The organism is Bacteroides sp. An269, assembly GCF_002159755.1.
GTDB lineage: Bacteria > Bacteroidota > Bacteroidia > Bacteroidales > Bacteroidaceae > Phocaeicola > Phocaeicola intestinalis.
This window is the reverse complement of the sequence record NZ_NFJG01000037.1, coordinates 1-25,276: the sequence shown is the minus strand read 5'-3', so window position 1 is coordinate 25,276 and position 25,276 is coordinate 1. Positions and strand designations below refer to the sequence as shown.

Sequence of the window (25,276 nt, the reverse complement as noted above, 5' to 3'; positions counted from 1 at the left end):
AGATTTTCAAGTCTATTTTACTACATATTCCCGACAAGAATCAAATAAAAGCATCATCATACCCTTTGGCAAGCATACTCTTTTCCAGTTGGTGATAAGCAGACTGCAAACGCTTGGCTATTGTCGATTTGTTCGAATTTAATTTGACGGCAATAGCCTCTAAAGTCATTCTTTTCCAGATTTTCATCTCTACCAATATTCTTAATTCCTCCGGAAGCTCCTTGACCGATTTCCTTAGTTCTGCATATTTATGTTCTCTATCCTGCGAACTTAATTCATATTCATTTTGCCAATCTTTCACCGTCTCCAAATCCAAATCTGTGATTTTAGGCTTCATTTTCCTACAATAGCTACATAAATAATTGTCAACTACACAATGTAGCCAACCTCCAAATTTCCCATTTTCCTTGTAAGCTGTCTTCAGTTTAATACTGAAATGAATGGATAAATCTTGAAAAACATCTTCAGCTTCTTCAATACTGGATATGATTTGACGAATAGAATGTTTAATCTGGTCGGCATAGCGGTGTAAAAGAATAGCAAATGCCTCATTGTTTCCAGACTGAAATAAAGAAATCAGCTCTTCATCAGAGCTAACGAGTAAATTCATAGTATCTGTTTTTATGGTTTATAAATTAATTCAATTACAAATGAAAACATCTATCATACAGTCAATCATTTAAGAAAGATATAAATCATTTTGCTGTAAAGGAAATATTTTTTCAGTAAAAAAGCTAATGAAAAAGGATTTTTTTTCGAAATATCTTAGATAAATACCGTTTTCTCCTTTAAATGACTGGTTCTAAGAAACAGTTGCAAGACCTAACCCCCAAAACCAAGTCTTTCAGCCAACTATTTTCATAGGTATATCCGTAGTCTGCCAACAACCGACAATAGAAAATAAATACTTCGCCATTAAAAGCTATGTTTCAGATGCAGTTGCATATATGAACTGCATCTGAAACATAGCTTCATTTTTAAGAACGACAGATGGGCAAAGTGCAGGCATCCGTGAATCATTGTTATTGGAAGAACACATCGTCCAGCCTGCTGGCATTTTCTTCTTCCATTTCAGTCAATTTGTCCTTACAAGGGTCAAAATCACCTGGTATGTCAAAGCGTTCCTCTTCAGAATAGCCCAATTCCTTATCAGCATAAACTTTTTGCATAAAGAGTCCCCATACCGGAAGTGCCATCGAAGCACCTTGTCCATCACGCATCGTGTCAAAATGGATATCACGCTCTACACCGCCAACCCAGCATCCAGACACCAATGAAGGAGTAAATCCCATAAACCAACCATCCGAATTACGGTTAGTTGTTCCGGTCTTTCCACCCATATCTGCCTTAATGCCATACAAACGGCGCACACGTCCTCCGGTACCCTCATTAATAACGGCACGCAGCATCACCAACATTTTATAAGCACTCGATTCACTGATTACCTCATCGACCTGTGGAGTAAAGTTAGCAATGACATTTCCCTCATTATCCTCAATGCGCGAAACAAACAGCGGTGCCGTGCGGATGCCCCGGTTGGCAAATGCCGTATAAGCACTAACCATTTCTCCTACCGATATCTCACACGGACCCAGACAAAGAGAGACAGTGGGCTGTATGTCTTTGTTCAGCACACCGAACGAGTGAATCAACCTCGCCAGCGCATAAGGGCTAAGCTTACTCATCAGATAAGCCGATATCCAGTTATTCGAGTTGGCAAGTCCCCACTTCAGAGTAACCACTTCACCATAATGCGAACGGGAAGAGTTACGTGGCGACCAAGCTTTTCCGTTCTCATCGAAAAGTGTCTGTTCCACATTACGTACTTCATCACAAGGCGAAAAACCATTCTCCATCGCTAGCGAATAAAGGAAAGGCTTGATGGTAGACCCTACCTGACGGCGTCCTACCATTGCCATGTCATACTGGAAGTAATTATAATTAGGCCCGCCTACGTATGCCTTCACGTAACCGGTCACAGGATCCATCGACATGAACCCGGCACGCAGAAAATACTTATAATAACGAATGGAGTCCATCGGTGTCATGATAGTATCTTTTTCTCCCTCGTATGAAAAAACCGTCATCTCATGCTTGGTGTTGAAGGCCTGACGGATTTCTTCTTCCGAGCATCCTGCTTTCTTCATCTGACGGTAGCGGTCGGTCTGACGCATTGAGCGGTCCATTATCTCGTTCACTTCTTCTTGCGTCAGCTGGTTGGTATAAGGAGCTGTCTTCCGCCCCATCTTCTCCTTAAAGAAGCGAGGCTGGAGATACTTCGCCACATGCTCGTAAACCGCCTCTTCAGCATATTGCTGCATCCGGGAGTTGATAGTGGTGTAAATCTTCAACCCGTCGGTGTAAATGTTATAGTTGGTGCCGTCCTTTTTCTTGTTCTTCGCACACCAACCGTAAAGCGGATTGGTTTTCCAGGCAATGGAGTCTTCGTAATACTGCTGCATCTGCCAGCCGCGATACTTACTCTTATCGGGCTGCTTAGCAGTCATAATATGACGCAGGTATTCACGAAAATAAGTAGCCAGCCCATCCTTATGGTCAACAGGCTGGAACCTTAACTTGAGCGGAAGTGCCTGCAACGAGTCACATTCAGCCCGCGTAATATAATTCGCCTTGCGCATCTGGTCGAGCACTGTATTTCGACGTCCCCGCGAACGTTCGTTAAACCTGCGCGGATTATAAAGCGAAGGATTCTTACACATGCCAACCAGTGTTGCAGCCTCTTCGATGGAAAGTTCTTTCGGATCTTTCGAGAAATAAGTTTTTGCCGCCGTTTTGATACCCACAGCATTGTTTAAGAAATCGAACTTATTGAGATACATCGTGAGGATTTCTTCTTTTGTATAATAACGCTCCAACTTGACGGCTATCACCCACTCTATCGGCTTCTGTAACAGACGTTCCATCACATTGTCTGCCGTAGGTGAATAAAATTGCTTGGCAAGCTGCTGGGTAATCGTACTGCCTCCTCCGGCATTCTTCTGCATCAGTATTCCGCGCTTGATTACCGCGCGCAAGAAAGCACGAAAATCAATGCCGGAATGTTCGCTGAAGCGCACGTCTTCTGTAGCAATCAATGCATGAACCAAATTGGGCGACAAATCATTATAGCCTACATAAACACGATTTTCCTTGCTATACGACCATGTCCCCAGTAATTGGTCATCATCGGATATAATCTGGGTAGCAAATTTCAGATTGGGATTTTCCAATTCCTCCACCGGAGGCACATAGCCTATCCATCCTTTCGCTATAGCCGTAAATACAACCGCCACGGCCAGACTACTCAAGACCACCAAAATCCACAATGCGCATATGAACTTCTTTCTCATAATTCTTATACCTTAATATATAAACATAGAACCCAGAAATACAATGGCACAAAAAGAGGAATGTCTTGCTTCGCCGACAAAGAAAAACACTGCACCTTCATACTCTTGTGTCCGATATTACTCTTTACGAAGTGCAAAAGTATAAAAAATGCCGGAATAAAAACCGTTCATTCTATTTTTTTGACTATCTTTGAACTCCGGTATTTATTAAAGAACTATCATTAAACGGAAAATATGGAAAATAGAAGTTTAGTCACTATTGCCAACCACTCGAAGGAACGCATCCTTTATCTGCTGGAAATGGCACAAGAGTTTGAAAAGAAACCAAACCGTCACTTGTTGGACCAGAGAATCGTTGCGACCCTTTTTTTTGAACCTTCCACCCGCACGCGTCTGAGTTTTGAGACAGCTGCCAATCGTTTAGGTGCAAAAGTCATCGGATTCACCGACCCCAAGGTGACAAGTTCTTCGAAAGGAGAAACCCTGAAAGACACCATCATGATGGTAAGCAATTATGCCGATATCATCGTCATGCGTCACTACTTGGAGGGAGCCGCACGCTATGCCAGCGAAATAGCACCCGTTCCTATCGTCAACGCGGGCGACGGGGCCAACCAGCATCCTTCTCAAACCATGCTTGACCTCTATTCCATCTATAAGACACAGGGTACACTGGAAAATCTGAACATCTATCTGGTAGGTGATTTGAAATACGGACGCACAGTACATTCCCTCCTGATGGCAATGCGCCATTTTAACCCGACTTTCCATTTCATCGCCCCCAACGAACTGAAAATGCCGGAAGAATACAAACTGTACTGCAAGGAACATCACATCCATTACGAAGAACACAGCGACTTCAACGAGGAAACCATTGCCAATGCAGACATCCTGTACATGACCCGTGTACAACGCGAACGCTTCACCGACCTGATGGAATACGAACGGGTAAAAGACGTGTATATCCTGCACAACAAAATGCTGGAGCACACACGGCCTAACCTTCGCATCCTTCATCCGTTACCCCGCGTGAACGAAATAGCCTACGATGTGGATAATAACCCGAAAGCCTACTATTTCCAACAAGCACAAAACGGCCTGTACGCACGTGAAGCCATTCTTTGTGATGTATTAGGAATTACGCTGGACGAAGTGAAAGCAGATACCAACCGAATCATGAACCTTTAAAACTTTTGATGTAATGAGCAACAAAAAAGAATTGCAAGTAGCCGCCCTTGAAAACGGAACGGTAATCGACCATATACCTTCAGACAAGCTGTTTACCGTAGTATCCTTGCTCGACCTGCAACACATGGACAGCAACATCACTATCGGAAACAACTTCGAAAGTAAAAAACTGGGAAAGAAAGGCATCATCAAGATTGCCGGACGGTTCTTTACCGATGAGGAAATCAGCCGCCTTTCTGTAGTGGCACCCAACATGAAGCTGAACATCATCCGCAACTACGAGGTAGTGGAAAAGAAAGAAGTGGTGATGCCATCCGAACTGAAAGGAATCGTGAAATGCAACAATCCAAAATGCATCACCAACAACGAGCCGATGCAGACGTGGTTCCATGTCGCCGACAAAGAACAGGGTATCCTGAAATGCCATTATTGCGAGAAAGAACAACAGGTAGACAACATCAAACTAATCTGACACACAAACCATGAAACAAGACTGGAAACCTGGCACGATGATATACCCCCTGCCAGCCGTACTTGTGAGTTGCGGAAGCACGGAAGAAGAATACAACATACTGACCATAGCGTGGGTAGGAACCATCTGTTCCAACCCACCCATGTGCTACATCTCCGTACGACCGGAACGACACTCCTACCCGATTCTGAAAAAGAACATGGAATTTGTCATCAACCTGACCACCAAAGATATGGCATTCGCTACCGATTGGTGCGGTGTACGCTCAGGCAAAGACTATAATAAGTTTGAGGAAATGCACCTCACGCCAGGCAAGGCTTCAATGGTGCAGGCACCACTCATCGAGGAATCACCTCTATGTATCGAATGCAGGGTGAAAGACATTATCGCCCTTGGCTCGCACGACATGTTCATAGCAGATGTCGTCAATGTAAAAGCTGATGAAAAATATTTAAATACAGAAACCGGGAAATTTGAACTTGCACAATCCAATCTATTAGTATATATCCACGGCGGATATTATGAAACAGGAGAAAAAATAGGAAAATTCGGTTGGTCTGTAGAAAAGAAGAAATAAGATGAGAACAAATGCCTTTATCCTGCTTTGCCTTATGGGGCTGTCCGGACTTTCCGCACACGCCCAAACAGAATCGCGCAATGAGACAAACGCCCCCAAGGTCAATATAGGCATCAAGGCAGGATTTAATTCCACCATGTTCTTCATCGACCATTTTACATTAGGAGAAAATGAGCTGCAAGATATCCAGAACAACTACAAGATAGGATATTTCGGAGCCTTTTTCTGCCGCTTCAATTTAAAAAAACACCATTTCCTACAAACCGAATTTTCGTATAACGTTTCAAAAGGGAGTATTTCGATTCCGAATGATGTAAACAATGCAGGACTAATAGATGACAATGCCTTGGTAAAAACAGACATCCATTCTATCGACATGCCTTTGCTTTATGGTTACAAATTCGTAGATGCCTATCCATACGGCATGGCATTCTTTATCGGACCGAAAGTTGCATACGCATGGGAAAAACATACCAAAAGCGAATATTCCGGGTTTTATCAGCAAGGAATCAAAGAAGAAATACGTCCCTTCAGCTTTAGTGGAGTAGTCGGACTTGCAGTCAATGTATCAAACATTTTTTTCGACTTCCGCTATGAAATCGGATTACACGATTTGGTTCAATCCATCACATACGACAAGACACTGACTGAAAATCCTTATAATACCCAAGACATTTCCCTAAAACGTCGCCGGAATGTATTAAGTTTCTCAGTAGGTGTAATATTTTAACATCAAATTATTTTATCAAAAAAACATACAACTATGAAAAGAGACGATTTAATTTTCGACATTATCGAAAGAGAACACCAACGTCAACTGAAAGGCATAGAACTGATTGCTTCCGAAAATTTCGTAAGCGATGAAGTAATGCAAGCCATGGGGTCATGCCTCACTAATAAATATGCCGAAGGTTATCCTGGCAAACGCTATTATGGAGGTTGTGAAGTTGTAGACCAAAGCGAACAACTCGCCATCGACCGCATCAAGAAAATCTTCGGTGCCGAATGGGCAAACGTCCAGCCTCACTCTGGAGCACAAGCCAATGCAGCCGTATTCCTTGCAGTATTAAACCCTGGAGACAAGTTCATGGGACTGAATCTGGCACACGGAGGACACTTATCCCACGGTTCGGCCGTCAACACTTCAGGCATCATCTACACACCTTGCGAATATAACCTGAATAAAGAAACCGGACGTGTAGACTATGACCAGATGGAAGAAATCGCACTACGCGAACATCCCAAATTGATTATCGGAGGTGGTTCTGCCTATTCACGCGAATGGGATTACAAACGCATGCGCGAAATTGCAGACAAAGTAAATGCCATTCTGATGATTGACATGGCTCACCCAGCCGGACTGATTGCTGCCGGTCTGCTCGACAATCCGGTAAAATACGCACATATCGTAACGTCTACTACTCATAAAACTTTACGAGGACCACGTGGAGGCATCATCCTAATGGGAAAAGACTTTCCCAATCCTTGGGGAAAGAAAACGCCCAAAGGTGAAATCAAAATGATGTCACAATTGCTTGACTCTGCCGTATTCCCCGGTATCCAGGGTGGCCCGCTGGAACATGTGATTGCAGCAAAGGCTGTCGCCTTTAATGAAATCCTCCAACCCGAATGGAAAGACTATGCTTTACAAGTAAAGAAAAATGCCGCTACATTAGCACAGGCATTGATAGACCGCGGATTTACCATCGTATCCGGCGGTACAGACAACCATTCGATGTTAGTAGACCTGCGAACCAAATATCCCGACCTGACCGGAAAAGTAGCTGAGAAAGCGTTGGTTTCGGCAGATATTACCGTAAATAAGAACATGGTTCCGTTTGATACCCGTTCAGCATTCCAAACCTCTGGAATCCGTTTAGGAACTCCAGCCATTACGACACGGGGTGCAAAAGAAGACCTAATGTATGAAATTGCCGAAATGATAGAAACGGTATTATCGAACGTAGACAATGAAGAAGTGATAGCTTCCGTTCGTACCCGTGTAAACAACACGATGAAAAACTATCCCTTATTTGCATATTAAATGTATCATATAAAAAGCTTATGAAAAAAACAAGTTGTATGGCTATCTTACTGAGCGGATGCTTGGTACTTAGCGGTTGTGGAAGTTTAAACAACACCGCCAAAGGAGGAATGATTGGAGGTGGTGGCGGAGCAGCTTTGGGTGCCCTCATCGGAGGTATTGCCGGTCATGGAAAAGGCGCAGCAATCGGTGCTGCTGTAGGAGCTGCCGTAGGAACAGGCGCAGGGGTCTTGATTGGTAAGAAAATGGATAAGGCTGCCGAACAGGCTGCGCAAATCGAAGGAGCAGAAGTAGAACAGGTTACGGATAACAATGGCTTACAAGCCGTCAAAGTAACATTCGATTCGGGCATCTTATTTGCTACCAGCAGCTCTACCCTGAGCACTTCTGCCAAAGCGGCTCTAAGCAAATTTGCCAACAACGTATTAATCCAAAATCCCGATATGGATGTAGCCATCTATGGATATACCGACAATACGGGTTGGAAAAACAGCACCGCAGAACAAAGTGTACAGAAAAATCAAGCCCTCTCACAAGAACGAGCACAAAGTGTATCCAGCTACCTTCTCAGTTGCGGTACTACTGCCTCACAAATCAAAACAGTGGAAGGATTGGGCGAAAGCAATCCGGTTGCAGACAACAGCACCGAAGCAGGCCGTCAAGAAAACCGGCGTGTAGAGGTATATATGTATGCCAGCCAGCAAATGATACAAGCAGCCGAAGCTGGCACATTGCAATAATATGGCAGAACAATACTGAATCAAGGATATTCAGTAAATGACCTCAAAAATTAAGAAGCTGTTTTGAATTTATCGTGCGATGATTTGGGATGAGTTTTTGAGGCATTTTCGCTTCTGTGATGAGGAAGATAGCGGGCTATCTGACGAAGAACAGGAGCGAAAAGAACCAAAAAATCGCCCAAAGCACACACGAAAACGGATACATCAAGCCAAGAAAAACTTTTTGGAGAAATTCAAAACAGCTTCTAAATGGCATATGAAGATGATTGCCTATACTCATCTCATATGCCATTTTTATTGGATTCTCACTTATGTTGTATAAATCCTGTTTTATACTTCTTGCGGCATTAATTTGTGCATTTTGTCGCTTGTCACATTTGTCAAGCCGGATTTGTGCCTGTACACTTTATGTCTACCGGTTGCTTTTCCAAGCCAAACCCTAACATCAGCTTAGTCCGACCATCCAATCTCCATGACTACCTTGTTTGTAAGATTATTAATCTTCATGCCGGAAGATTATTAATCTTCACGCTGTAAGATTAATAATCTTACAAGCAAGGCAGCTATATTGCGGAGAGAACAAAGCTTGATTGTCATGCCGGACGTGTAAGCCGGCGTAATTGAAGAAGCGGATTGACAATCCGGTGTGACACAGGCAACAGAAGTAATACCGACTGTGTGTATTCCATTAAAATGCACAATTCCACACTGTTCAAAATATAAGCTTTGTAATTCTGCATTTCTAGGAATAGCCAGAGTTAAATGCATAGCAACCGGCATACTCCCAAACATCGAACAGAAAAAAGACCGCTTCTCCCGAAGCAGTCTTTTTAATATCCAATTGAATTTGTTAGGGTTAGTATAAGCATTTGTAAATGCTAAGTGTGGTGCAAAGATACAACTTTATTTGATTACTTGATAAAAACTTTCCCAATTATTATTGAATTCCATCATAGAATGGAAAAGAAAGTTAGCTCCTTCTTGTGTCAATACTTCGTCAGGTAAGGGGCCGGTATTTACAGCTACTGTAAAAATGCCTGCCGCTACTCCTGCTTTTACTCCCAATGGGGCATTTTCTACCACGATGGCTTCGTTTGCTTTTACCCCTGCTTTCTGGAGTCCCATAAGATAAGGCTCCGGATTGGGCTTTCCGTATTTGACATCAAAAGCCGTTACCATTAATTCAGGTCTGAAAATATCCGGAAAGTTCTTATTGAGCCGTTCCAATAATGATTTTTGACCTGAACCGGTGACAATGACCGGTGTTAATCCTTCTCCTTTTATTTTTTGTAATAATTCGTATGCGCCCGGCATACGTTCTGCTTGGGGTAATGAATTGAAAATTTCGGATTTGGTTTCGTAGATGTTTTCAATTTCTTCATCCGTCGCTTCTTTCTTCCGCTGGCGGGCACTTATGATGTTGATAGTATCTGCTCCCGTACGCCCTTCGTGCAAATAAGCCTCTTCAGGAGACATTTGCAGGTTGTAACGTTTCATCGCTTCGTGCCACGCTGCCGCATGGTTTTTCATGGAGTCGAACAATACGCCGTCCATGTCGAATAATACAGCTTTCAAGTCGAGTGACCCGAAGCGATGTGCTTGCAGATAAGTCCGAATTGCTTCTTCAAACATAGGCTACTTGTTCAAACGGGCTTGGATAGCTTTCGATTCTGCTTCGTATCCCGGTTTGTTCAGCAAGGCGAACATGTTTTTCTTGTAAGCTTCTACACCTGGCTGGTTGAACGGATTGACCTCCAGCAAATAGCCGCTGATACCGCATGCTTTTTCAAAGAAATAAATCAGCTCGCCCAGATAGAATTCATTCAGCATCGGAACGCTGACGCGCATATTGGGCACTCCTCCGTCTACATGGGCCAATTGAGTACCTAATTCTGCCATCTTATTGACTTCATCAATGCGTTTTCCGGCAAGGAAGTTCAGACCGTCCAAGTTTTCTGCATCGGTAGGAACTTTCAATTCATGGTTAGGTGTCTCGACGGACACTACGGTTTCATAAATGGTACGTTCGCCTTCCTGAATCCACTGTCCCATTGAGTGTAAGTCTGTAGAGAAGTCTACCGAGCTTGGATAAATGCCTTTGTGGTCTTTTCCTTCCGATTCGCCGAACAATTGTTTCCACCATTCCATGAAATAGTGCAGTTTAGGCTGGAAGTTGACGAGGATTTCAATTTTCTTTCCATTCTGGTACAGTTCATTGCGAGTTGCCGCATATAAGGCAGAAGGATTTTCCATCAGGTTCTCGCTGGCACATACCTTTTCCATTTCGCGTGCTCCGTTTACCAGCTGTTCGATATCGAATCCTGCCACGGCAATGGGCAACAGACCTACCGGAGTCAATACAGAGAAACGTCCGCCTACATTGTCAGGAATGATAAACGACTTGTATCCTTCTTTGTCGGCAGTAGTGCGGGCTGCACCTTTCTTGGCATCGGTTACAGCTACGATAACTTTGCGTGCCATTTCTTTACCGCGTTGTCTTTCGCATTGCTCTTTCAACAAACGGAATGCGAGGGCGGTTTCTGTTGTTGTTCCTGATTTGGATATGTTGATGATACCAAACTTTTTATCTTGCAAGTAAGTGGTCAACTCGTACAGATAGTCTTCGCCGATGTTATGTCCTGCGAATAAAATAACAGGCTGGCCTGCTTTTTTCTCTTTCAGCCATGCAAAACTGTCAGACATCGCTTCGATAACGGCACGGGCACCCAAGTAGCTTCCTCCAATGCCGGCAACAACTACTACTTCACAATTTTCACGTAATACTTGAGCTGTAGCTTTTAAATCGTCCAAGTGTTCTTGAGTGATAGAAGAAGGCAGGTGCAGCCATCCCAGGAAATCGTTTCCAAGGCCGGTGCCTTTTTCCAGAGTTTCCATACAAGCTTTTACTTTGGGTTCGTAAGAAGCTAATTTTTCTTTAGAAATGAATCCTAAAGTCTTTTCGATGTTAAGTTTGATATTTTCCATAATAGTATATGTATTTTATCTGAATGAATCAGTCAGTAATTTTATCTCAATCATGGGAGAAATGCGTTCGTACAGGATGTTGTAGACAGCATCTACTATCGGCATATTCACATGCAGGTGCTTGTTCAGTTCCTTGATGCATTTTGTGCCGTAATAGCCCTCTGCTATCATTTCCATTTCGATTTGTGCACTTTTCACCGAGTATCCTTTGCCTATCATGGTACCGAACACACGGTTACGGCTGAAGTTGGAATAAGAGGTAACGAGCAAATCGCCTAAATAAGCCGAGTCGTTGGTGCATCGGTCTACCGGATGTACCGTGTCTAAGAAACGGTTCATCTCTTGCAGGGCATTCGAGACCAATACAGCCTGGAAATTATCTCCATACTTCAGACCGCTGCAGATACCTGCCGCTATGGCGTATACGTTTTTCAACACCGAAGCATATTCGATTCCTGCCACATCCGTATTTACGGAAGTCTTGATATATTGTCCGCTCAGCTGGCGGGCGAACATTTTGGCTTTTTCGATGTCTTTACATCCCACGGTAAGGTAAGAAAGACGCTCCAGAGCCACTTCTTCCGCGTGGCAAGGACCTGCCAGTACGGCGATGTTTTCTTCGGGCACATCATACATCTTGTGAAAATAATCGGATATGATCATGTTTTCATCGGGTACGATACCCTTGATGGCTGTTACGATGAACTTGTCCTTTAGCTTCGTTTTCAGCTTTTTCAGGTGTGCTTTCAAGTAAGGTGAAGGAGTGACGAATATCAGCGTATCCGATTCTCTCACTACTTTGTTTATATCCGATGAAAAGTTAATGCATTTGATGTTGAAGCGCACACTGGTCAGGTAAGCCGGATTATGCCCCAACCGCTTGAAGTCCTCGATGCGGTCGTCTCGGCGCATATACCAGTTTATCGTACCGGCTTGGGCAAGGACAATCTTTGCGATAGCCGTTGCCCAGCTTCCTCCACCCATGATTGCTATTTTCCCGGGTAATTTCATGTTTGTTTTTTACTTACATGATTTTACTTATCCATGCTGCGATTTCGTCAACACTTGGATTAGCCAGTCCCAATTTATATTTCTTGTTTACTCCGCAGATGTCCATTTGCAGCTTTTGCGGATTAACTTCTTTCATGTCTGATACCAAATTATATCCTGCTTTTTGGATAAGCGGGACCCATTCTTCAGGAATGCCTAAAGCAGTAAATTTTTCAGTTTTATCTTTAGGGGTCACCTTTTCGGGACGCATCTGCGGGAAGAACAATACTTCCTGAATGAAAGTCTTGCCCGTCATAAGCATAACCAGACGGTCGATGCCGATTCCGATACCGCTTGTAGGAGGCATACCGTATTGCAGGGCACGCAAGAAGTCCTGGTCAATAATCATCGCTTCATCATCGCCTTTGTCGGCTAAGCGCATCTGTTCCTTGAAACGTTCTTCCTGGTCTATCGGGTCATTCAGTTCCGAGTATGCATTAGCCAGCTCTTTTCCGTTCACCATCAGTTCGAAACGTTCGGTCAGTCCGGGTTTCGAGCGGTGCATCTTGGTAAGGGGCGACATCTCTACGGGATAATCGGTGATGAACGTGGGTTGTATAAAGGTGCCTTCGCAGAACTCGCCGAAGATTTCATCAATCAGCTTGCCCTTGCCCATGGTGTCGTCGATTTCCATGTTCAGCTTTTGGCACACTTCGCGGATTTGTGCCTCGTCCATGCCGGTCAGGTCATAGCCGGTCTTTTCTTTGATGGCTTCCAGGATAGGCAAGCGGCGGTAAGGCGCCTTAAAGCTGATGATGTTGCCGTCAATTTCGCGTTCGGGCTTTCCGTTTACGGCGATGCAGACGGTTTCCAACAGCTTCTCGGTGAATGCCATCATCCAGTTGTAATCCTTATACTGTACGTACAGTTCCATACAAGTGAACTCCGGATTATGATTGCGGTCCATGCCTTCGTTGCGGAAGTTCTTGCCGATTTCGTATACACCTTCGAATCCGCCCACTATGAGCCGCTTCAGATAAAGTTCGGTCGCGATACGCAGGTACATGTCGGTATCAAGAGCGTTGAAGTGGGTAATGAAGGGCTTGGCGCTTGCACCGCCTGCAATGTTCTGCAAGGTAGGGGTCTCTACCTCCGTATAGCCGGCTTCGTCCAGTACGCGGCGGATGGTACGTATCACCGTAGCGCGTTGCAGGAAGATGTCTTTCACTCCGTCATTTACTATCAGGTCCACGTAGCGTTGGCGATAGCGCAGTTCGGGGTCTTCGAACTTGTCATACGCCACGCCATCCTTGTATTTTACAATGGGAAGCGGGCGGAGCGATTTCGCCAGCACGGTCAGCTTCTGCGCATGGATGGATATTTCTCCCATCTGAGTTCGGAATACAAAACCTTCAATGCCGATGAAGTCGCCTAAGTCGAGCAAGCGTTTAAATACCACATTATATAAATCTTTGTTTTCATCCGGACAGATGTCATCACGGGTGATATATACTTGGATACGTCCTTTCGAGTCTTGTAGTTCGATGAAAGAAGCTTTCCCCATTACACGACGTGACATCATGCGTCCTGCAACTGATACTTTGCGCGGTTCTGCCTCGTCATCCTTGAATTCGGCTTTTATATCGGTTGAAAATGCATTAGTTACATACTCGGCAGCAGGGTACGGTTCGATGCCCATCGCTTTCATCTCATTCAGACTGTTACGCCTGATAATCTCCTGTTCACTTAGTTCTAATACGTTCATTTGTCAGTACATTAACTCAATTTCGCTACAAAAATAAAAAATATTTTGCAATCTATCCCTATGTTCACCATTTCTTTTTATGAATTCCACCTTAAGCTGGCAGCTTCTGACTTCTTTTGCCTCTTGGAAAATGCTTTCGTTAGTACCCTATCGGCAAGACATCGAAGCCCATTTATTAAAATTTTACTCATTTTGTTGGGTAATGCCGATTAATTCGTTACCTTTGGGGATGTTTCTAACGATATGAAAAGCATTATGAAAGTCATTATTCTGCAAACCGATATTTGTTGGGCAAATCCAGCAACGAATCAAAAGCATATTGAAAAGATGATGGAGGCGCATACGGGAGCCGACCTTTATGTGCTGCCCGAAATGTTTTCGACCGGTTTTTGTACGCAGCCTGAGGGAGTGGCAGAGACGGAATGCGAGTCACTTCGATGGATGGAGCAACAAGCAAGGAAACGCGAATGCGCTATTGCCGGAAGCGTAGCAACCGAAGAAGACGGTAAATATTACAATCGTTTTTATTTTGTATACCCTGATGGGCAGGTATGCTGGTACGACAAAAAGCATTTGTTCACATACGGGGGCGAAGATAAGCATTATACGCCTGGCAATAAACGTGTGATTGTTCCGTTTCGGGGCGTACGCTTCCTGTTGGAAGTCTGCTATGACCTGCGTTTTCCTGTCTGGTCGCGCAATCGGGGCGATTACGATGCCATCCTTTATGTGGCAAGCTGGCCGACACCACGCGTGGAAGCATGGAAAATGTTGCTCCGTGCCCGTGCCATTGAGAATCAGTGCTATGTAATAGCCGTGAACCGTGTGGGTAAGGACCCTACATGTGAATATTGTGGGGGAAGTGCTGTAATAGACCCTTACGGGCACACACTAGCTGCCTGCAAGGACGAGTGTGAGGAAGGAACTGAAGCCATCGTGGATATGGACAGTTTGGAAGTTTTCCGCAAAAAGTTTCCCGTACTGGACGATGCCGACGGATTTTCTATGTCTTTTTCCACTACAGATTATTAATTGATTAAAATGAAAAAATTCATCACGAAAACACGAAATCCAGTTAATGATTAATGTCAATGTGTGGATAACTAATCACAGAGAATAGTCTCATTGCTGTTATCATTTTTTATTATTACATTTTGGATTCATGTTATTCGATGGTGAACCAATAAACACATTTATGGAAAATAGCGAAAAATTTTTATTATTGGGTGACCAGGCAATAGCTTTGGGAGCCATCCATGCAGGGATTTCAGGGGTATATGCCTATCCGGGAACTCCCTCAACCGAGATTACGGAATACATACAAGATTCGTCTCTGGCAAAAGCCAGAGGATTACACAGTACCTGGTGTACTAACGAGAAGACTGCAATGGAAGCGGCTTTAGGAGTTTCATATGTGGGCAAGCGTGCATTGGTATGCATGAAACACGTGGGCATGAACGTATGTGCCGATGCTTTTGTTAATTCTGCCATCACGGGAGTGAACGGCGGTATCGTAGTTGTAGCGGCAGACGATCCTTCAATGCATTCATCGCAGAACGAACAAGACTCTCGTTTTTATGGCAAGTTTGCGATGGTACCTGTCTTAGAACCTTCATCGCAACAAGAGGCATACGATATGATGGCATATGCCTACGAACTTTCGGAACGGGAAAAACTTCCTGTACTGATGCGTATTGTAACTCGTTTGGCACACTCACGTGCAGCGGTGCAAGTGAAAAGTTCATTTCTTGATGTGACTTGTACGGGAAGGGAATCAGTACCTTCCGATTGGGTATTGCTGCCAGGTAATGCTCGCCGGCGCTATCTGGAAGTAATTGCCGCCCAACCCCAACTGCTTCAGTTAGCGGAAACTTCTCCTTTCAATAAAACCGTATCACGCGAAGGAAAGGCTGAACGGGGCATTGTAGCATGCGGCATCGGTTATAACTATGTGATGGAAAATTATCCCGAAGGATGTCCGTTCCCGATGGTAAAGGTATCGCAATACCCGCTCCCGATGAAACAGATAGCCGACCTGGCAGAGTCGTGCAAGGAAATACTAGTGGTGGAAGACGGCCAGCCTTTTGTAGAAGAACAATTGAAAGGTTTGCTTCCTTCTCCCTACATAGTGAAAGGACGTCTGAGCGGAGACTTGCCACGCACCGGAGAATTAACCCCTGATAGTGTGAAGATAGCATTAGGCATTGCCAGCGTAGAGGTGTATGCTCCTGCGCAACATTTAGTACCGCGTCCACCTGCCTTGTGTGTTGGATGCGGCCATCGTGACGTATATGATGCATTAAACCGTGTGGCTGCCGAATATCCAGGTGCGAAAATCTTTGGTGACATCGGATGCTATACGCTGGGAGCGCTTCCTCCGTTCCGTGCATTAAATAGTTGCGTGGATATGGGTGCGTCCATCACAATGGCGAAAGGTGCGGCAGATGCCGGACAATTCCCTGCCATTGCGATTATCGGAGACTCTACATTTACTCATTCAGGAATGACCGGTCTGTTAGATGCAGTGAACGACAAAGCAAACATCACCGTAGTGATTTCGGATAATCTTACCACAGCCATGACCGGCGGACAGGACTCGGCAGGCACCAACAAATTTGAAGCCATCTGCCTGGGGCTGGGCGTAGAGCCAGAGCACGTACGCGTGGTAGTTCCTCTGCCTAAGAATATGGATGAAATTACCCGCATCATCCGCGAAGAAATCGAGTATCGGGGCGTATCAGTTATTATTCCGCGACGTGAGTGCATACAGACATTAAACCGTAAGTTGAAAAAGAAAAGAGCAGAAAAGAAATGAAAACAGACATTATACTTTCAGGAGTTGGTGGACAAGGTATCTTGTCCATTGCTACCATCATTGGAGAAGCGGCCACCCGTATGGGGTTGGCATTAAAACAAGCCGAAGTACACGGGATGAGTCAGCGTGGGGGCGATGTGCAGTCGAACCTCCGTCTCTCGGACAAACCTATTGCGTCCGATCTTATCCCTTTAGGAACAGCAGATATGATTCTTTCGCTTGAGCCGATGGAGGCGTTGCGTTATCTACCTTTTTTGGCTAAAGACGGATGGATTATTACTTCGTCTGCTCCGTTCAAGAACATCTCTAACTATCCAGATGAACAAGCCTTGACAGATGAACTGAAAGCACAGCCCCACGTAGTGTCACTCGATGTGGAACAATTGGCGAAAGAAAACCAAATGCCAAAGTCTGCAAATGTAATTTTACTGGGAGCTGCATCGGCATTCCTAAAGATTCTCGACCCTGCCACGTTACGCGAAAGCGTGGGACGGATATTCGCCTCGAAAGGAGAAGAAGTCGTGCAAATGAATTACCGTGCTTTCGACATCGGTCACAACTATGTGAAAAAGCTTGGATTTGTGAAGGAATAATAATGCAGGTCCATACTGATTTTCGCAAATTATTGCGATTCATTTATATTACTGTTTCAAGTGTCCATCGTCAATTGAAATAATCGATTAATCTGCGAAAATCAATATTTTCAAATTGTAAATTATTATATATATTATATGAGCAGTATATTTAATAAGGAATTGGTTGCAGAAGTGGCACGCGAGTTGAAAGTCGCCGACTTGCAAAATGCCACTATCGGCGATGTGTTGCTTGTAGCATCCCGTTTAGAAGAACTGACGGGCATTCCGTTTATCCGTATGGATCAAGGTTCTCCCGGACTCCCGGCAAACAAGGTAGGTATTGAGGCTGAGAAGAAAGCTCTTGATGCGGGATTGGGAGCACAATATCCTGCTGCAGCCGGTGTTCCCGAACTGAAGGAAGCAGCATCCCGTTTCGTAAAAGCATTTATTGATATTGATATCTCTCCTCGCGCATGCATACCTACTACAGGCTCGGTAGCAGCATCATTTGGAGCATTCATTGCCTGTACCCAGCGCATTCCAGGTAAAGATAAAGTGCTTTTCATCGATCCTGGTTTCCCTATCCAGAAGTCGCAACTCCGCATACTGGGCGTAAAATGGGAATATTTTGACATCCACGATTTTCGGGGAAATCCGCTTCAGACCAAACTGGAGAGTTATCTAGAGAAAGGAGATATAGCGGCGATAGTTTATTCTAATCCGAATAACCCTGCATGGATATGTCTGGAGGAAGAGGAATTGAAAATCATCGGCGAACTTGCCACCCGCTATGATGCTGTGGTAATGGAGGACCAGGCTTATTTCTGTATGGATTTCCGCCACCCGTATGGTCATCCGTACCAAGCTCCGTTCGTGCCTACCGTGGCACGCTATACCGACAATTACATCCTGATGCTTTCTGCCTCGAAAATATTCAGCTATGCCGGTCAGCGTATAGCCTTGGCTTGCATATCCGACAAGCTTTTCGACCGTCAGTATCCAGCGTTGGCAGAGCGGTATGAAAACTTGGGAGTATTTGGTCCCACTTTAATCGCTTCCATTCTTTATATGATTACTTCGGGATGTACTGCTACTACCCAATACGGAATGGCAGAGATGCTTAACCGCTCGGTTTCGGGTGAAATCAATTTCGTAGAAGATGTACGCGAATACGAGCGTCGTGCCCGTCGGATGAAGCAGATATTCACGGAAAACGGTTTTACCATTGTGTACGATAGAGATGTGACCCAACAAGTGGGCGACGGTTTTTTCTTCACATTAGGTTATCCGGGTATGACTGGAGGAGAACTTCTTTTAGAATTGATGTATTACGGAGTGAGTAGCATTTCACTCTCTACTACCGGAAGCGAGCAGCAAGGTGTTCGTGCTTGTACCTCGCGGATGTGCGAAGAACTTTATCCGGTGTTGGAAGAACGGATGAAAGCGTTTCATGAGGACCACAACATAATGAATAATAAACAATGAAAATTGTAATTGATAGCAATGAGCCATGCTCAGCCTTAAATTATTAACCATTAATTATTAACAGATTAAATGATTTGGAATCCCAATAAAGAATGTATGCCTCGCGAACAGTTACGTGAGCTGCAAGGCAAACGGTTGCAAAAGCTTGTTGCCTACGTTTATCATAATGTGCCGTTCTATCGGCATAAGATGCAAGAAATGGATTTGATGCCTGAAGACATCAGGAGTATTGATGATATCGTGAAGCTTCCCTTCACCACTAAGCAAGACCTGCGTGACAACTATCCTTATGGACTGATGGCAGCACCGAAATCGGAAGTAGTGCGAGTACATGCCTCATCGGGAACAACTGGAAATCCAACCATCGTGGGCTACACACGCAAGGACCTTGCGATATGGTCGGAAGTGATGTCGCGTTGCCTTTCGGCATATGGCGTGACACGTGAAGATACTTTCTCTGTGAGTTATGGGTATGGATTATTTACAGGAGGTTTAGGAGCGCACTACGGAGTAGAAAACCTAGGTGCCACGGTAATACCAGCTTCGACTGGCAACACAGAAAAACACGTGCGACTTATTCGAGATTTGAAGATTACGGGCATTGCCTGTACCCCATCGTATGCTCTCTACCTAGCAGAAACAGTAGACAAGATGGGCATTAATAAAAATGATTTAAGCCTGCGTATCGGAGCATTCGGAGCTGAACCGTGGACAGAGCATATGCGGCAGGAAATACAGGAACGACTAGGGCTGAAAGGATATAACCTGTATGGCTTGAGCGAGATTATGGGACCGGGTGTGTCATGCGAGTGCGAGGCACAGCATGGATCGCATATCCACGAAGACCATTTTTATCCTGAAATCATTGACCCTGTTACCTTGGAGCCTCTCCCTATTGGAGAACAAGGTGAATTGGTATTCACCACACTTACCAAAGAGGGGATGCCTTTACTACGTTACCGCACCAAAGACCTTACTTCGCTGATGCCCGGCGAATGCGCTTGTGGGCGTACCAGCGTACGTATGACTCCCATTATGGGGCGGAGCGATGACATGCTGATTATCCGTGGTATCAATGTCTTTCCTTCACAAGTGGAAAGTGTGATATTGAGCATGAAGGAGTTCGAACCACGATATATGCTTGTAGTAGACCGGGTAAACAATCTCGACACCTTACAAGTACAGGTGGAAGTTCGACGTGATTACTTTAACGACGATATCGGCGGTATGCTAGCTTTGAGAAAACAGTTGGCAGACAAGTTGAAGAGTGTGCTTTCCATCAGTGCTGACGTGAAATTAATGGAACCAAACAGCATTCAACGCAGCCAGGGCAAATCACAACGTGTAATAGATAAACGGGTATTGGTGTAAAAATTTGTTCCAGATAGTTTTACAGGACATATTTAGAGTTTAGTCAACTTAAAATAAAAAACTTATGACAATTAAACAATTATCAGTCTTCTTAGAAAACAAAACCGGACGAATCAACGAAGTAGTACGTATCTTGGGGACGAACGGTATCAATATGCATGCTTTCAGTATGGCGGAGACAACAGATTTCGGCATTCTCCGCTTAATAGTGTCTGATGTAGACAAAGCAGTAGAAGTACTTCGCTCACATGATTTTGCCGTGATTTCCACAGATGTCGTTTGTTTAAGTTGTGTCAATGAACCAGGTGCATTGGCAGTCATTTTGGAATACCTGGCACAAGAACAGATTTTTATCGAGTACATGTATGCCTTCGCCCAAAACGACCGGGCGAACGTGGTCATCAAGCCTAACGACCTGAAGCATTGCCTGGAAGTGCTTCAAGCCCACCAATGCGATGTATTGACCTTTTGACAATTTATTCACTAATTTTCTGTTTTACAGTGATGACTTTTACATTCCACCATCTGTAGGAACAAGGTCTTGCCCACTTATACGTTATTCACGTTTATGCTTCCAAGCAGGCAACTCCTGTTCTTACAGAAGGTTGGTGAAAAGAGCCTTACAAACAAAAAATTGTTTTCAACCGGAAACTTGTATCCGATTTGTCAATTGCCTATTGTATAGAAATGCAATTCATTTTCTAGCTTGCGCACGCGCTCTTGCAGGTCTTCTATCCGCCGGAGCAGGTGTCGGATGGCATCAATGCCTTCGATGTTAATCGACAAGTCGTAATACAGATGGGTGTAACGCTCCAGTTCGCCCAGCTGGGAGGCAGGGAAATAACCGGTATTTCCAATAATTTCTACATCTATCAGTCCGCCTTCGCCTAACATCAGCACGAAATCCGGCTCAATGTCGCACCGTTCGCAATAATCGTTTATGATAATCAAATCGTTTTGCATAATCTTTGAGTTTTTAAGTTGTTGAGTTTGAAACACAGATTTCCGCGGATTAACACAGATTAAAACAAATGATTAAGAACAATAATCTGCGATAATCCGTGTTAATCTGCGTTTCAATAAAAGCATCACGCTCCTTTTTGCAACTCCCGGAAGAGGTCTTTCTGATGTTCCGTGAGCGAAGTCGGGATAGTTATATGATACGTTACCAGCAGGTCGCCGAAACTGCCTTCTTGCTTGTAGACCGGAAAGCCTTTGCCCTTCAGGCGCACCATCGCGCCGTTTTGCGTGCCGGGACGCACCTTCAGTTTCACTTGCCCGTCGAGCGTATTCACCGTGACCTCGCCGCCCAACACAGCCGTGTAAAGGTCGATGGTAACATCGGTATACAGGTCGTTGTCTTTCCGCTTGAATACAGGGTCATCGCCCACTACGAACGTGATGTACAAGTCGCCGTCCGGACCTCCGTTGGCACCTTTCCCGCCATGGCCTTTCAGCTTGATGACCTGCCCGTCCGCCACGCCTGCAGGCACCGTGATACGCAAGGTTTCTCCGCCCACGGTAAAAGTCTGCTTATGCGTCGCCGCCGCCTCACGCAACGTAAGGTGCAGCTCCGCTTCGATATCCTGCCCTCGGAAGGCTCCTCTTCCCTGCCGGCCACTTGTACCTCCACGGTGCCCGAACAGTTCTTCGAAGAAATCGGAGAAGCCTCCGGCATTTCCGCCAAATCCGCCGGTAAAATGCTGCCCGTCGGTAGAATACCAGTATTCCGTTCCGCCGGCGGCATCTCCCTGACGTGCCTGATAAGCCCTCTGCTGTGCTTCGAACTCATCGGCATGCTTCCAGTTCTCCCCATAAGCGTCGTATTTCTTTCGCTTCTCGGGGTCGCTCAATACCTCGTTGGCCTCGTTTATCGCCTGAAACTTTTCCTTCGCGCTCGGGTCGTTCGGGTTCAGGTCCGGGTGATACTTGCGTGCCAGCTTACGGTATGCTTTCTTGATGTCGTCTTGAGTTGCCGTTTTGTCAACTCCCAAAATGCTGTAATAGTCTATGTAAGCCATATAGTCAGTTGTTTTTTTACGCGAAAAGGAACAAAGTCTATGCCAATGACATTATTTTAACTATCTTTGCACTAACCGACAATTTGTCACATCACATAAAAACCAAACTTATGCATATCCGAAACTATCTTATGGCGTTGCTCGGCGCCGGAAGCATGCTGGGCGTACAGGCATCGAACACCGAAGAAATTACCATCAAACTGTTGGAGACAAGTGACGTGCACGGGGCTTATTTCCCCTACGACTTTATCAACCGGCACCCACAGAAGGGCAGCCTGGCACGGATTTCCACCTTCGTGGATGCCCAGCGCAAGCAATACGGCGACAACGTACTGCTTTTCGATAACGGAGACATCCTGCAAGGACAGCCCGTAGCCTATTACTACAACTACATCGACACGGCCTCGACCCACGTATGCGCTGCCATGCTCAACTACCTGAAATACGACGCAGGCAATATGGGGAACCACGACATCGAGACAGGACATGCCGTATACGACCGCTGGGCGAAGCAATGCCGCTTTCCGATGCTGGGCGCCAACATCATCGACCGGCGCACGGGCGAGCCTTACTTCCCTCCATACCGCGTGTTCGAACGCAACGGCGTGCGCATCGCCGTGCTGGGGCTTATCACACCCGCCATCCCCTCGTGGCTGCCCGAAACGATGTGGAGCGGACTGCGCTTCGAGGATATGGAAACATGCGCGCGCCGATGGGCAGGCATTATCGCCGCCAAAGAGCATCCCGATGTACTGGTAGGGCTGTTTCATGCCGGACCGGAAGGGAACCTGCTGGATAACGTAGTAGAAAACGGCTCGGAAGCGGTGGCACGCAACGTGCCGGGCTTCGACATTGTATTCATGGGGCACGACCACCGCCGCCTGTGCAAGAAGATATGCAACGCGGAAGGCGACTCGGTATTGCTCATCAATCCTGCCAATGCCGCCCGCACCATAGCCGACGTAACCCTGAAAGTGACGCGCCAAGACGGCCGCATCCTGAAGAAAACGGTTGAAGGCAAGCTGAGCGATGTGTCCTCCCTTCCCGTCGACGAAGACTTCATGCAGGCGTTCGACCCGCAATACCAAGCCACGCTCGGTTTCGTGTCGCGCAAGATAGGAAGCATCCGGCAAACCATCTCCACGAAAGACGCCTATTTCGGCTCTTCGGCATTCATCGACCTGCTCCACCAGCTCCAGCTCGACATTACAGGAGCCGACATCTCGTTCTGCGCCCCGCTCTCGTTTGATGCTGAAATCAAGGCGGGCGACATCTACATGAGCGACATGTTCAACCTCTACAAGTACGAAAACCTGCTCTACACGATGCGCCTTACCGGACGCGAAATCAAAGGTTTCCTCGAGATGTCGTATGCCATTTGGACAAACCGGATGCAATCACCCGACGACCACCTGCTCCTGCTCAACGACAAAGACGAAGGCTTCGGCCGCCTGAAGAACCCAAGCTTCAACTTCGATTCGGCGGCAGGCATTCTTTACACGGTAGATGTCACCAAGCCCGAAGGCGAGAAAATCACCATCACGAGCTTAGCAGACGGCACACCGTTCGACCTTGACCGCACTTACACCGTAGCCGTCAATTCGTACCGGGGCAACGGAGGAGGTGACTTGCTGACCCGAGGGGCAGGCATCCCCAAAGAAGAACTCCCCCGGCGCATCGTCTTTTCTACCGACAAAGACCTGCGCTATTACCTGATGAAACGCATCGAAGAGGTCGGGACACTCGACCCGCATCCCTTGAACCACTGGCGTTTCATCCCCGATGAGTGGGTAAAACCTGCCGCCGAACGCGACAGGAAAGTATTGTTTGAATAATCCGCCACAGATTACGCAGATTTAGATAATTGATTAAAAAGAAAGCACTCCATTGAATAAGAAAATCAAATCTATCCCTATTCTGATAATCACCGCTTGTCTGGCTCTCACCTCGTGCGCCACCGCTTCCTTCTCGAAATACAAAGGAGTGGGACGCATCAAGCGGTATGAGATTTACAGCGAGCAAGTGCCCGACTCTTTCAACGGGTTCCGCATCGCTTTTGCTTCCGACTTCCATTACGAAAGCCGGTTTGATGCCAAGCGCCTGCATGGAGCCATCCGTGCCTTGCAAGCGGCAGATGCAGATGTCCTCTTATTGGGAGGAGACTATCGCGGACGGGAAGGAGGAGATATGGAAGAACTGTTCTCGGCACTGGCACAGGTAAAGACACGTTTCGGCACATACGCCGTCATGGGCAACCACGAACGGGGAGAAAGCGACACCTTGGTGCGCCGCGCCATGGCACATACGGGAGTGCGTCTGCTGGAACATAAAACGGATACCTTATGGAAAGGAAACGAATACATCCTGATATGCGGTATCCGCAATCCGTTCGACCTGAAACGGAACGGTGTATCGCCTACCCTTGCGCTTCGTGCGGAAGACTTTGTGGTAATGCTGGTACATACCCCCGATTATGTGGAAGACACGGACGTATCGAACACCGACCTTGCCTTGGCAGGACATACGCATGGCGGACAAGTCAGCCTGTTCCGCCGGTGGAGTCCTGCACACTTCTCCAAATACGGGAACCGCTTCCTCACGGGACTGAAGCACAACAGCCAGGGCATCCCCCTCATCATCACCAACGGGCTGGGCACCTCGCGGAAAGACATCCGCCTCTTCACGCCCAGCGAAGTGGTAGTAGTAGAACTCAAACAACAATTCCCCAAGCCATCAAAATAATTGGAGTTTCTGATTGGGTCGTATTATCAATCCAGATAGCATCTTTTTCCCACCGTCAAGTTAGAAGTGCAACTCCGCCACCGCCTTCCTCCGTCCTTGGAGCGTAGCGGAAAGGGCGGAGGAAGGCGGTGGAAGCCCGGAATCAGGGTCATCCGG

Annotated in this window: 23 protein-coding genes; 15 read left to right on the top strand and 8 right to left on the bottom strand. The window is 45.9% G+C overall.

Annotation, left to right across the window (positions count from 1 at the left end; all coding sequences use genetic code 11):
• Window positions 1-40: 40 nt before the first annotated feature.
• The gene (locus B5F71_RS09080) at window positions 41-610 is read right to left on the bottom strand and encodes a sigma-70 family RNA polymerase sigma factor (RefSeq protein ID WP_087209529.1); all 570 of its coding nucleotides are present in this window, start codon (window positions 608-610) and stop codon (window positions 41-43) included.
• Window positions 611-1,022: 412 nt separating this feature from the next.
• Entirely contained in the window at window positions 1,023-3,350 is a 2,328-nt protein-coding gene (locus tag B5F71_RS09075; RefSeq protein WP_087209526.1) for a transglycosylase domain-containing protein, read from the bottom strand.
• Between the two features lie 234 nt (window positions 3,351-3,584).
• Here B5F71_RS09075 and pyrB point away from each other — a divergent pair, with 234 nt between their 5' ends.
• From pyrB to B5F71_RS20240, 7 genes are all read left to right on the top strand, one after another.
• Complete coding sequence (gene pyrB, locus B5F71_RS09070; protein ID WP_022039878.1) at window positions 3,585-4,538, top strand: aspartate carbamoyltransferase; 954 nt, start codon at window positions 3,585-3,587, stop codon at window positions 4,536-4,538.
• A 13-nt stretch (window positions 4,539-4,551) separates the two neighbouring features.
• Window positions 4,552-5,010: an aspartate carbamoyltransferase regulatory subunit gene (gene pyrI / locus B5F71_RS09065; protein WP_022039879.1), complete on the top strand. Its 459-nt coding sequence runs from the start codon at window positions 4,552-4,554 to the stop codon at window positions 5,008-5,010.
• 10 nt (window positions 5,011-5,020) lie between these two features.
• On the top strand, window positions 5,021-5,587 hold the full coding sequence (locus B5F71_RS09060; RefSeq protein WP_022039880.1) for a flavin reductase family protein: 567 nt from the start codon (window positions 5,021-5,023) through the stop codon (window positions 5,585-5,587).
• 1 nt (window position 5,588) lies between these two features.
• A complete protein-coding gene (locus B5F71_RS09055) occupies window positions 5,589-6,317 on the top strand; it encodes a porin family protein (RefSeq protein WP_087209523.1) in 729 nt (242 codons plus the stop codon).
• A gap of 33 nt (window positions 6,318-6,350) precedes the next feature.
• Window positions 6,351-7,631, top strand: coding sequence for a serine hydroxymethyltransferase (gene glyA, locus B5F71_RS09050; protein ID WP_087209521.1), 1,281 nt, complete (start codon window positions 6,351-6,353; stop codon window positions 7,629-7,631).
• 20 nt (window positions 7,632-7,651) lie between these two features.
• Window positions 7,652-8,371, top strand: a complete 720-nt coding sequence (locus B5F71_RS09045; protein ID WP_022039883.1) for an OmpA family protein — start codon at window positions 7,652-7,654, stop codon at window positions 8,369-8,371.
• A gap of 79 nt (window positions 8,372-8,450) precedes the next feature.
• On the top strand, window positions 8,451-8,693 hold the full coding sequence (locus tag B5F71_RS20240) for a hypothetical protein (protein WP_158098067.1): 243 nt from the start codon (window positions 8,451-8,453) through the stop codon (window positions 8,691-8,693).
• Between the two features lie 581 nt (window positions 8,694-9,274).
• Here the strand turns inward: B5F71_RS20240 and B5F71_RS09040 are convergent.
• From B5F71_RS09040 to lysS, 4 genes are read right to left on the bottom strand one after another with little or no spacing between them, the layout of a single operon-like run.
• Window positions 9,275-10,003 carry an HAD-IA family hydrolase gene (locus B5F71_RS09040; protein WP_022039884.1) on the bottom strand — a complete coding sequence of 243 codons (729 nt, stop codon included), beginning with the start codon at window positions 10,001-10,003 and terminating at the stop codon, window positions 9,275-9,277.
• Between the two features lie 3 nt (window positions 10,004-10,006).
• The gene (locus B5F71_RS09035; RefSeq protein WP_013616263.1) at window positions 10,007-11,356 is read right to left on the bottom strand and encodes a glucose-6-phosphate isomerase; all 1,350 of its coding nucleotides are present in this window, start codon (window positions 11,354-11,356) and stop codon (window positions 10,007-10,009) included.
• Window positions 11,357-11,371: 15 nt separating this feature from the next.
• The gene (locus B5F71_RS09030) at window positions 11,372-12,367 is read right to left on the bottom strand and encodes an NAD(P)H-dependent glycerol-3-phosphate dehydrogenase (protein WP_013616264.1); all 996 of its coding nucleotides are present in this window, start codon (window positions 12,365-12,367) and stop codon (window positions 11,372-11,374) included.
• Window positions 12,368-12,380: 13 nt separating this feature from the next.
• On the bottom strand, window positions 12,381-14,111 hold the full coding sequence (gene lysS / locus B5F71_RS09025) for a lysine--tRNA ligase (protein ID WP_087209518.1): 1,731 nt from the start codon (window positions 14,109-14,111) through the stop codon (window positions 12,381-12,383).
• Window positions 14,112-14,366: 255 nt separating this feature from the next.
• Between lysS and B5F71_RS09020 the strand changes: the two genes are divergently transcribed.
• The 6 genes from B5F71_RS09020 (at window position 14,367) to B5F71_RS08995 (ending at window position 20,829) form a co-directional block, all read left to right on the top strand.
• Window positions 14,367-15,143: an amidohydrolase gene (locus B5F71_RS09020; RefSeq protein WP_087209515.1), complete on the top strand. Its 777-nt coding sequence runs from the start codon at window positions 14,367-14,369 to the stop codon at window positions 15,141-15,143.
• Window positions 15,144-15,306: 163 nt separating this feature from the next.
• Window positions 15,307-16,926, top strand: coding sequence for an indolepyruvate ferredoxin oxidoreductase subunit alpha (locus tag B5F71_RS09015; RefSeq protein WP_087209512.1), 1,620 nt, complete (start codon window positions 15,307-15,309; stop codon window positions 16,924-16,926).
• Window positions 16,923-17,519 carry an indolepyruvate oxidoreductase subunit beta gene (locus B5F71_RS09010; RefSeq protein ID WP_022039889.1) on the top strand — a complete coding sequence of 199 codons (597 nt, stop codon included), beginning with the start codon at window positions 16,923-16,925 and terminating at the stop codon, window positions 17,517-17,519. Before B5F71_RS09015 ends, B5F71_RS09010 begins: the two co-directional genes overlap by 4 nt.
• A gap of 138 nt (window positions 17,520-17,657) precedes the next feature.
• Window positions 17,658-18,986: a pyridoxal phosphate-dependent aminotransferase gene (locus B5F71_RS09005; protein ID WP_087209509.1), complete on the top strand. Its 1,329-nt coding sequence runs from the start codon at window positions 17,658-17,660 to the stop codon at window positions 18,984-18,986.
• 69 nt (window positions 18,987-19,055) lie between these two features.
• The gene (locus tag B5F71_RS09000; protein WP_022039891.1) at window positions 19,056-20,357 is read left to right on the top strand and encodes a phenylacetate--CoA ligase; all 1,302 of its coding nucleotides are present in this window, start codon (window positions 19,056-19,058) and stop codon (window positions 20,355-20,357) included.
• A gap of 64 nt (window positions 20,358-20,421) precedes the next feature.
• Window positions 20,422-20,829 (top strand): amino acid-binding ACT domain protein, encoded by a 408-nt coding sequence (locus tag B5F71_RS08995; RefSeq protein ID WP_022039892.1) that lies wholly within the window; start codon window positions 20,422-20,424, stop codon window positions 20,827-20,829.
• Between the two features lie 194 nt (window positions 20,830-21,023).
• Here B5F71_RS08995 and B5F71_RS08990 read toward each other — a convergent pair whose 3' ends face one another.
• Both B5F71_RS08990 and B5F71_RS08985 read right to left on the bottom strand, forming a co-directional pair.
• Window positions 21,024-21,320, bottom strand: coding sequence for a chaperone modulator CbpM (locus tag B5F71_RS08990; protein ID WP_022039893.1), 297 nt, complete (start codon window positions 21,318-21,320; stop codon window positions 21,024-21,026).
• 125 nt (window positions 21,321-21,445) lie between these two features.
• The gene (locus B5F71_RS08985) at window positions 21,446-22,378 is read right to left on the bottom strand and encodes a J domain-containing protein (protein ID WP_087209506.1); all 933 of its coding nucleotides are present in this window, start codon (window positions 22,376-22,378) and stop codon (window positions 21,446-21,448) included.
• Window positions 22,379-22,509: 131 nt separating this feature from the next.
• Between B5F71_RS08985 and B5F71_RS08980 the strand changes: the two genes are divergently transcribed.
• Both B5F71_RS08980 and B5F71_RS08975 read left to right on the top strand, forming a co-directional pair.
• Complete coding sequence (locus B5F71_RS08980) at window positions 22,510-24,213, top strand: bifunctional metallophosphatase/5'-nucleotidase (RefSeq protein WP_241148580.1); 1,704 nt, start codon at window positions 22,510-22,512, stop codon at window positions 24,211-24,213.
• A 64-nt stretch (window positions 24,214-24,277) separates the two neighbouring features.
• On the top strand, window positions 24,278-25,120 hold the full coding sequence (locus B5F71_RS08975) for a metallophosphoesterase (RefSeq protein WP_087209540.1): 843 nt from the start codon (window positions 24,278-24,280) through the stop codon (window positions 25,118-25,120).
• Window positions 25,121-25,276 lie beyond the last annotated feature (156 nt).

Coding starts and splice junctions, on each gene's coding strand:
- B5F71_RS09080 (WP_087209529.1), bottom strand. CDS start 610: ATGAATTTACTCGTTAGCTCTGATGAAGAGCTGATTTCTTTATTTCAG.
- B5F71_RS09075 (WP_087209526.1), bottom strand. CDS start 3,350: ATGAGAAAGAAGTTCATATGCGCATTGTGGATTTTGGTGGTCTTGAGT.
- pyrB (WP_022039878.1), top strand. CDS start 3,585: ATGGAAAATAGAAGTTTAGTCACTATTGCCAACCACTCGAAGGAACGC.
- pyrI (WP_022039879.1), top strand. CDS start 4,552: ATGAGCAACAAAAAAGAATTGCAAGTAGCCGCCCTTGAAAACGGAACG.
- B5F71_RS09060 (WP_022039880.1), top strand. CDS start 5,021: ATGAAACAAGACTGGAAACCTGGCACGATGATATACCCCCTGCCAGCC.
- B5F71_RS09055 (WP_087209523.1), top strand. CDS start 5,589: ATGAGAACAAATGCCTTTATCCTGCTTTGCCTTATGGGGCTGTCCGGA.
- glyA (WP_087209521.1), top strand. CDS start 6,351: ATGAAAAGAGACGATTTAATTTTCGACATTATCGAAAGAGAACACCAA.
- B5F71_RS09045 (WP_022039883.1), top strand. CDS start 7,652: ATGAAAAAAACAAGTTGTATGGCTATCTTACTGAGCGGATGCTTGGTA.
- B5F71_RS20240 (WP_158098067.1), top strand. CDS start 8,451: ATGATTTGGGATGAGTTTTTGAGGCATTTTCGCTTCTGTGATGAGGAA.
- B5F71_RS09040 (WP_022039884.1), bottom strand. CDS start 10,003: ATGTTTGAAGAAGCAATTCGGACTTATCTGCAAGCACATCGCTTCGGG.
- B5F71_RS09035 (WP_013616263.1), bottom strand. CDS start 11,356: ATGGAAAATATCAAACTTAACATCGAAAAGACTTTAGGATTCATTTCT.
- B5F71_RS09030 (WP_013616264.1), bottom strand. CDS start 12,367: ATGAAATTACCCGGGAAAATAGCAATCATGGGTGGAGGAAGCTGGGCA.
- lysS (WP_087209518.1), bottom strand. CDS start 14,111: ATGAACGTATTAGAACTAAGTGAACAGGAGATTATCAGGCGTAACAGT.
- B5F71_RS09020 (WP_087209515.1), top strand. CDS start 14,367: ATGAAAGTCATTATTCTGCAAACCGATATTTGTTGGGCAAATCCAGCA.
- B5F71_RS09015 (WP_087209512.1), top strand. CDS start 15,307: ATGGAAAATAGCGAAAAATTTTTATTATTGGGTGACCAGGCAATAGCT.
- B5F71_RS09010 (WP_022039889.1), top strand. CDS start 16,923: ATGAAAACAGACATTATACTTTCAGGAGTTGGTGGACAAGGTATCTTG.
- B5F71_RS09005 (WP_087209509.1), top strand. CDS start 17,658: ATGAGCAGTATATTTAATAAGGAATTGGTTGCAGAAGTGGCACGCGAG.
- B5F71_RS09000 (WP_022039891.1), top strand. CDS start 19,056: ATGATTTGGAATCCCAATAAAGAATGTATGCCTCGCGAACAGTTACGT.
- B5F71_RS08995 (WP_022039892.1), top strand. CDS start 20,422: ATGACAATTAAACAATTATCAGTCTTCTTAGAAAACAAAACCGGACGA.
- B5F71_RS08990 (WP_022039893.1), bottom strand. CDS start 21,320: ATGCAAAACGATTTGATTATCATAAACGATTATTGCGAACGGTGCGAC.
- B5F71_RS08985 (WP_087209506.1), bottom strand. CDS start 22,378: ATGGCTTACATAGACTATTACAGCATTTTGGGAGTTGACAAAACGGCA.
- B5F71_RS08980 (WP_241148580.1), top strand. CDS start 22,510: ATGGCGTTGCTCGGCGCCGGAAGCATGCTGGGCGTACAGGCATCGAAC.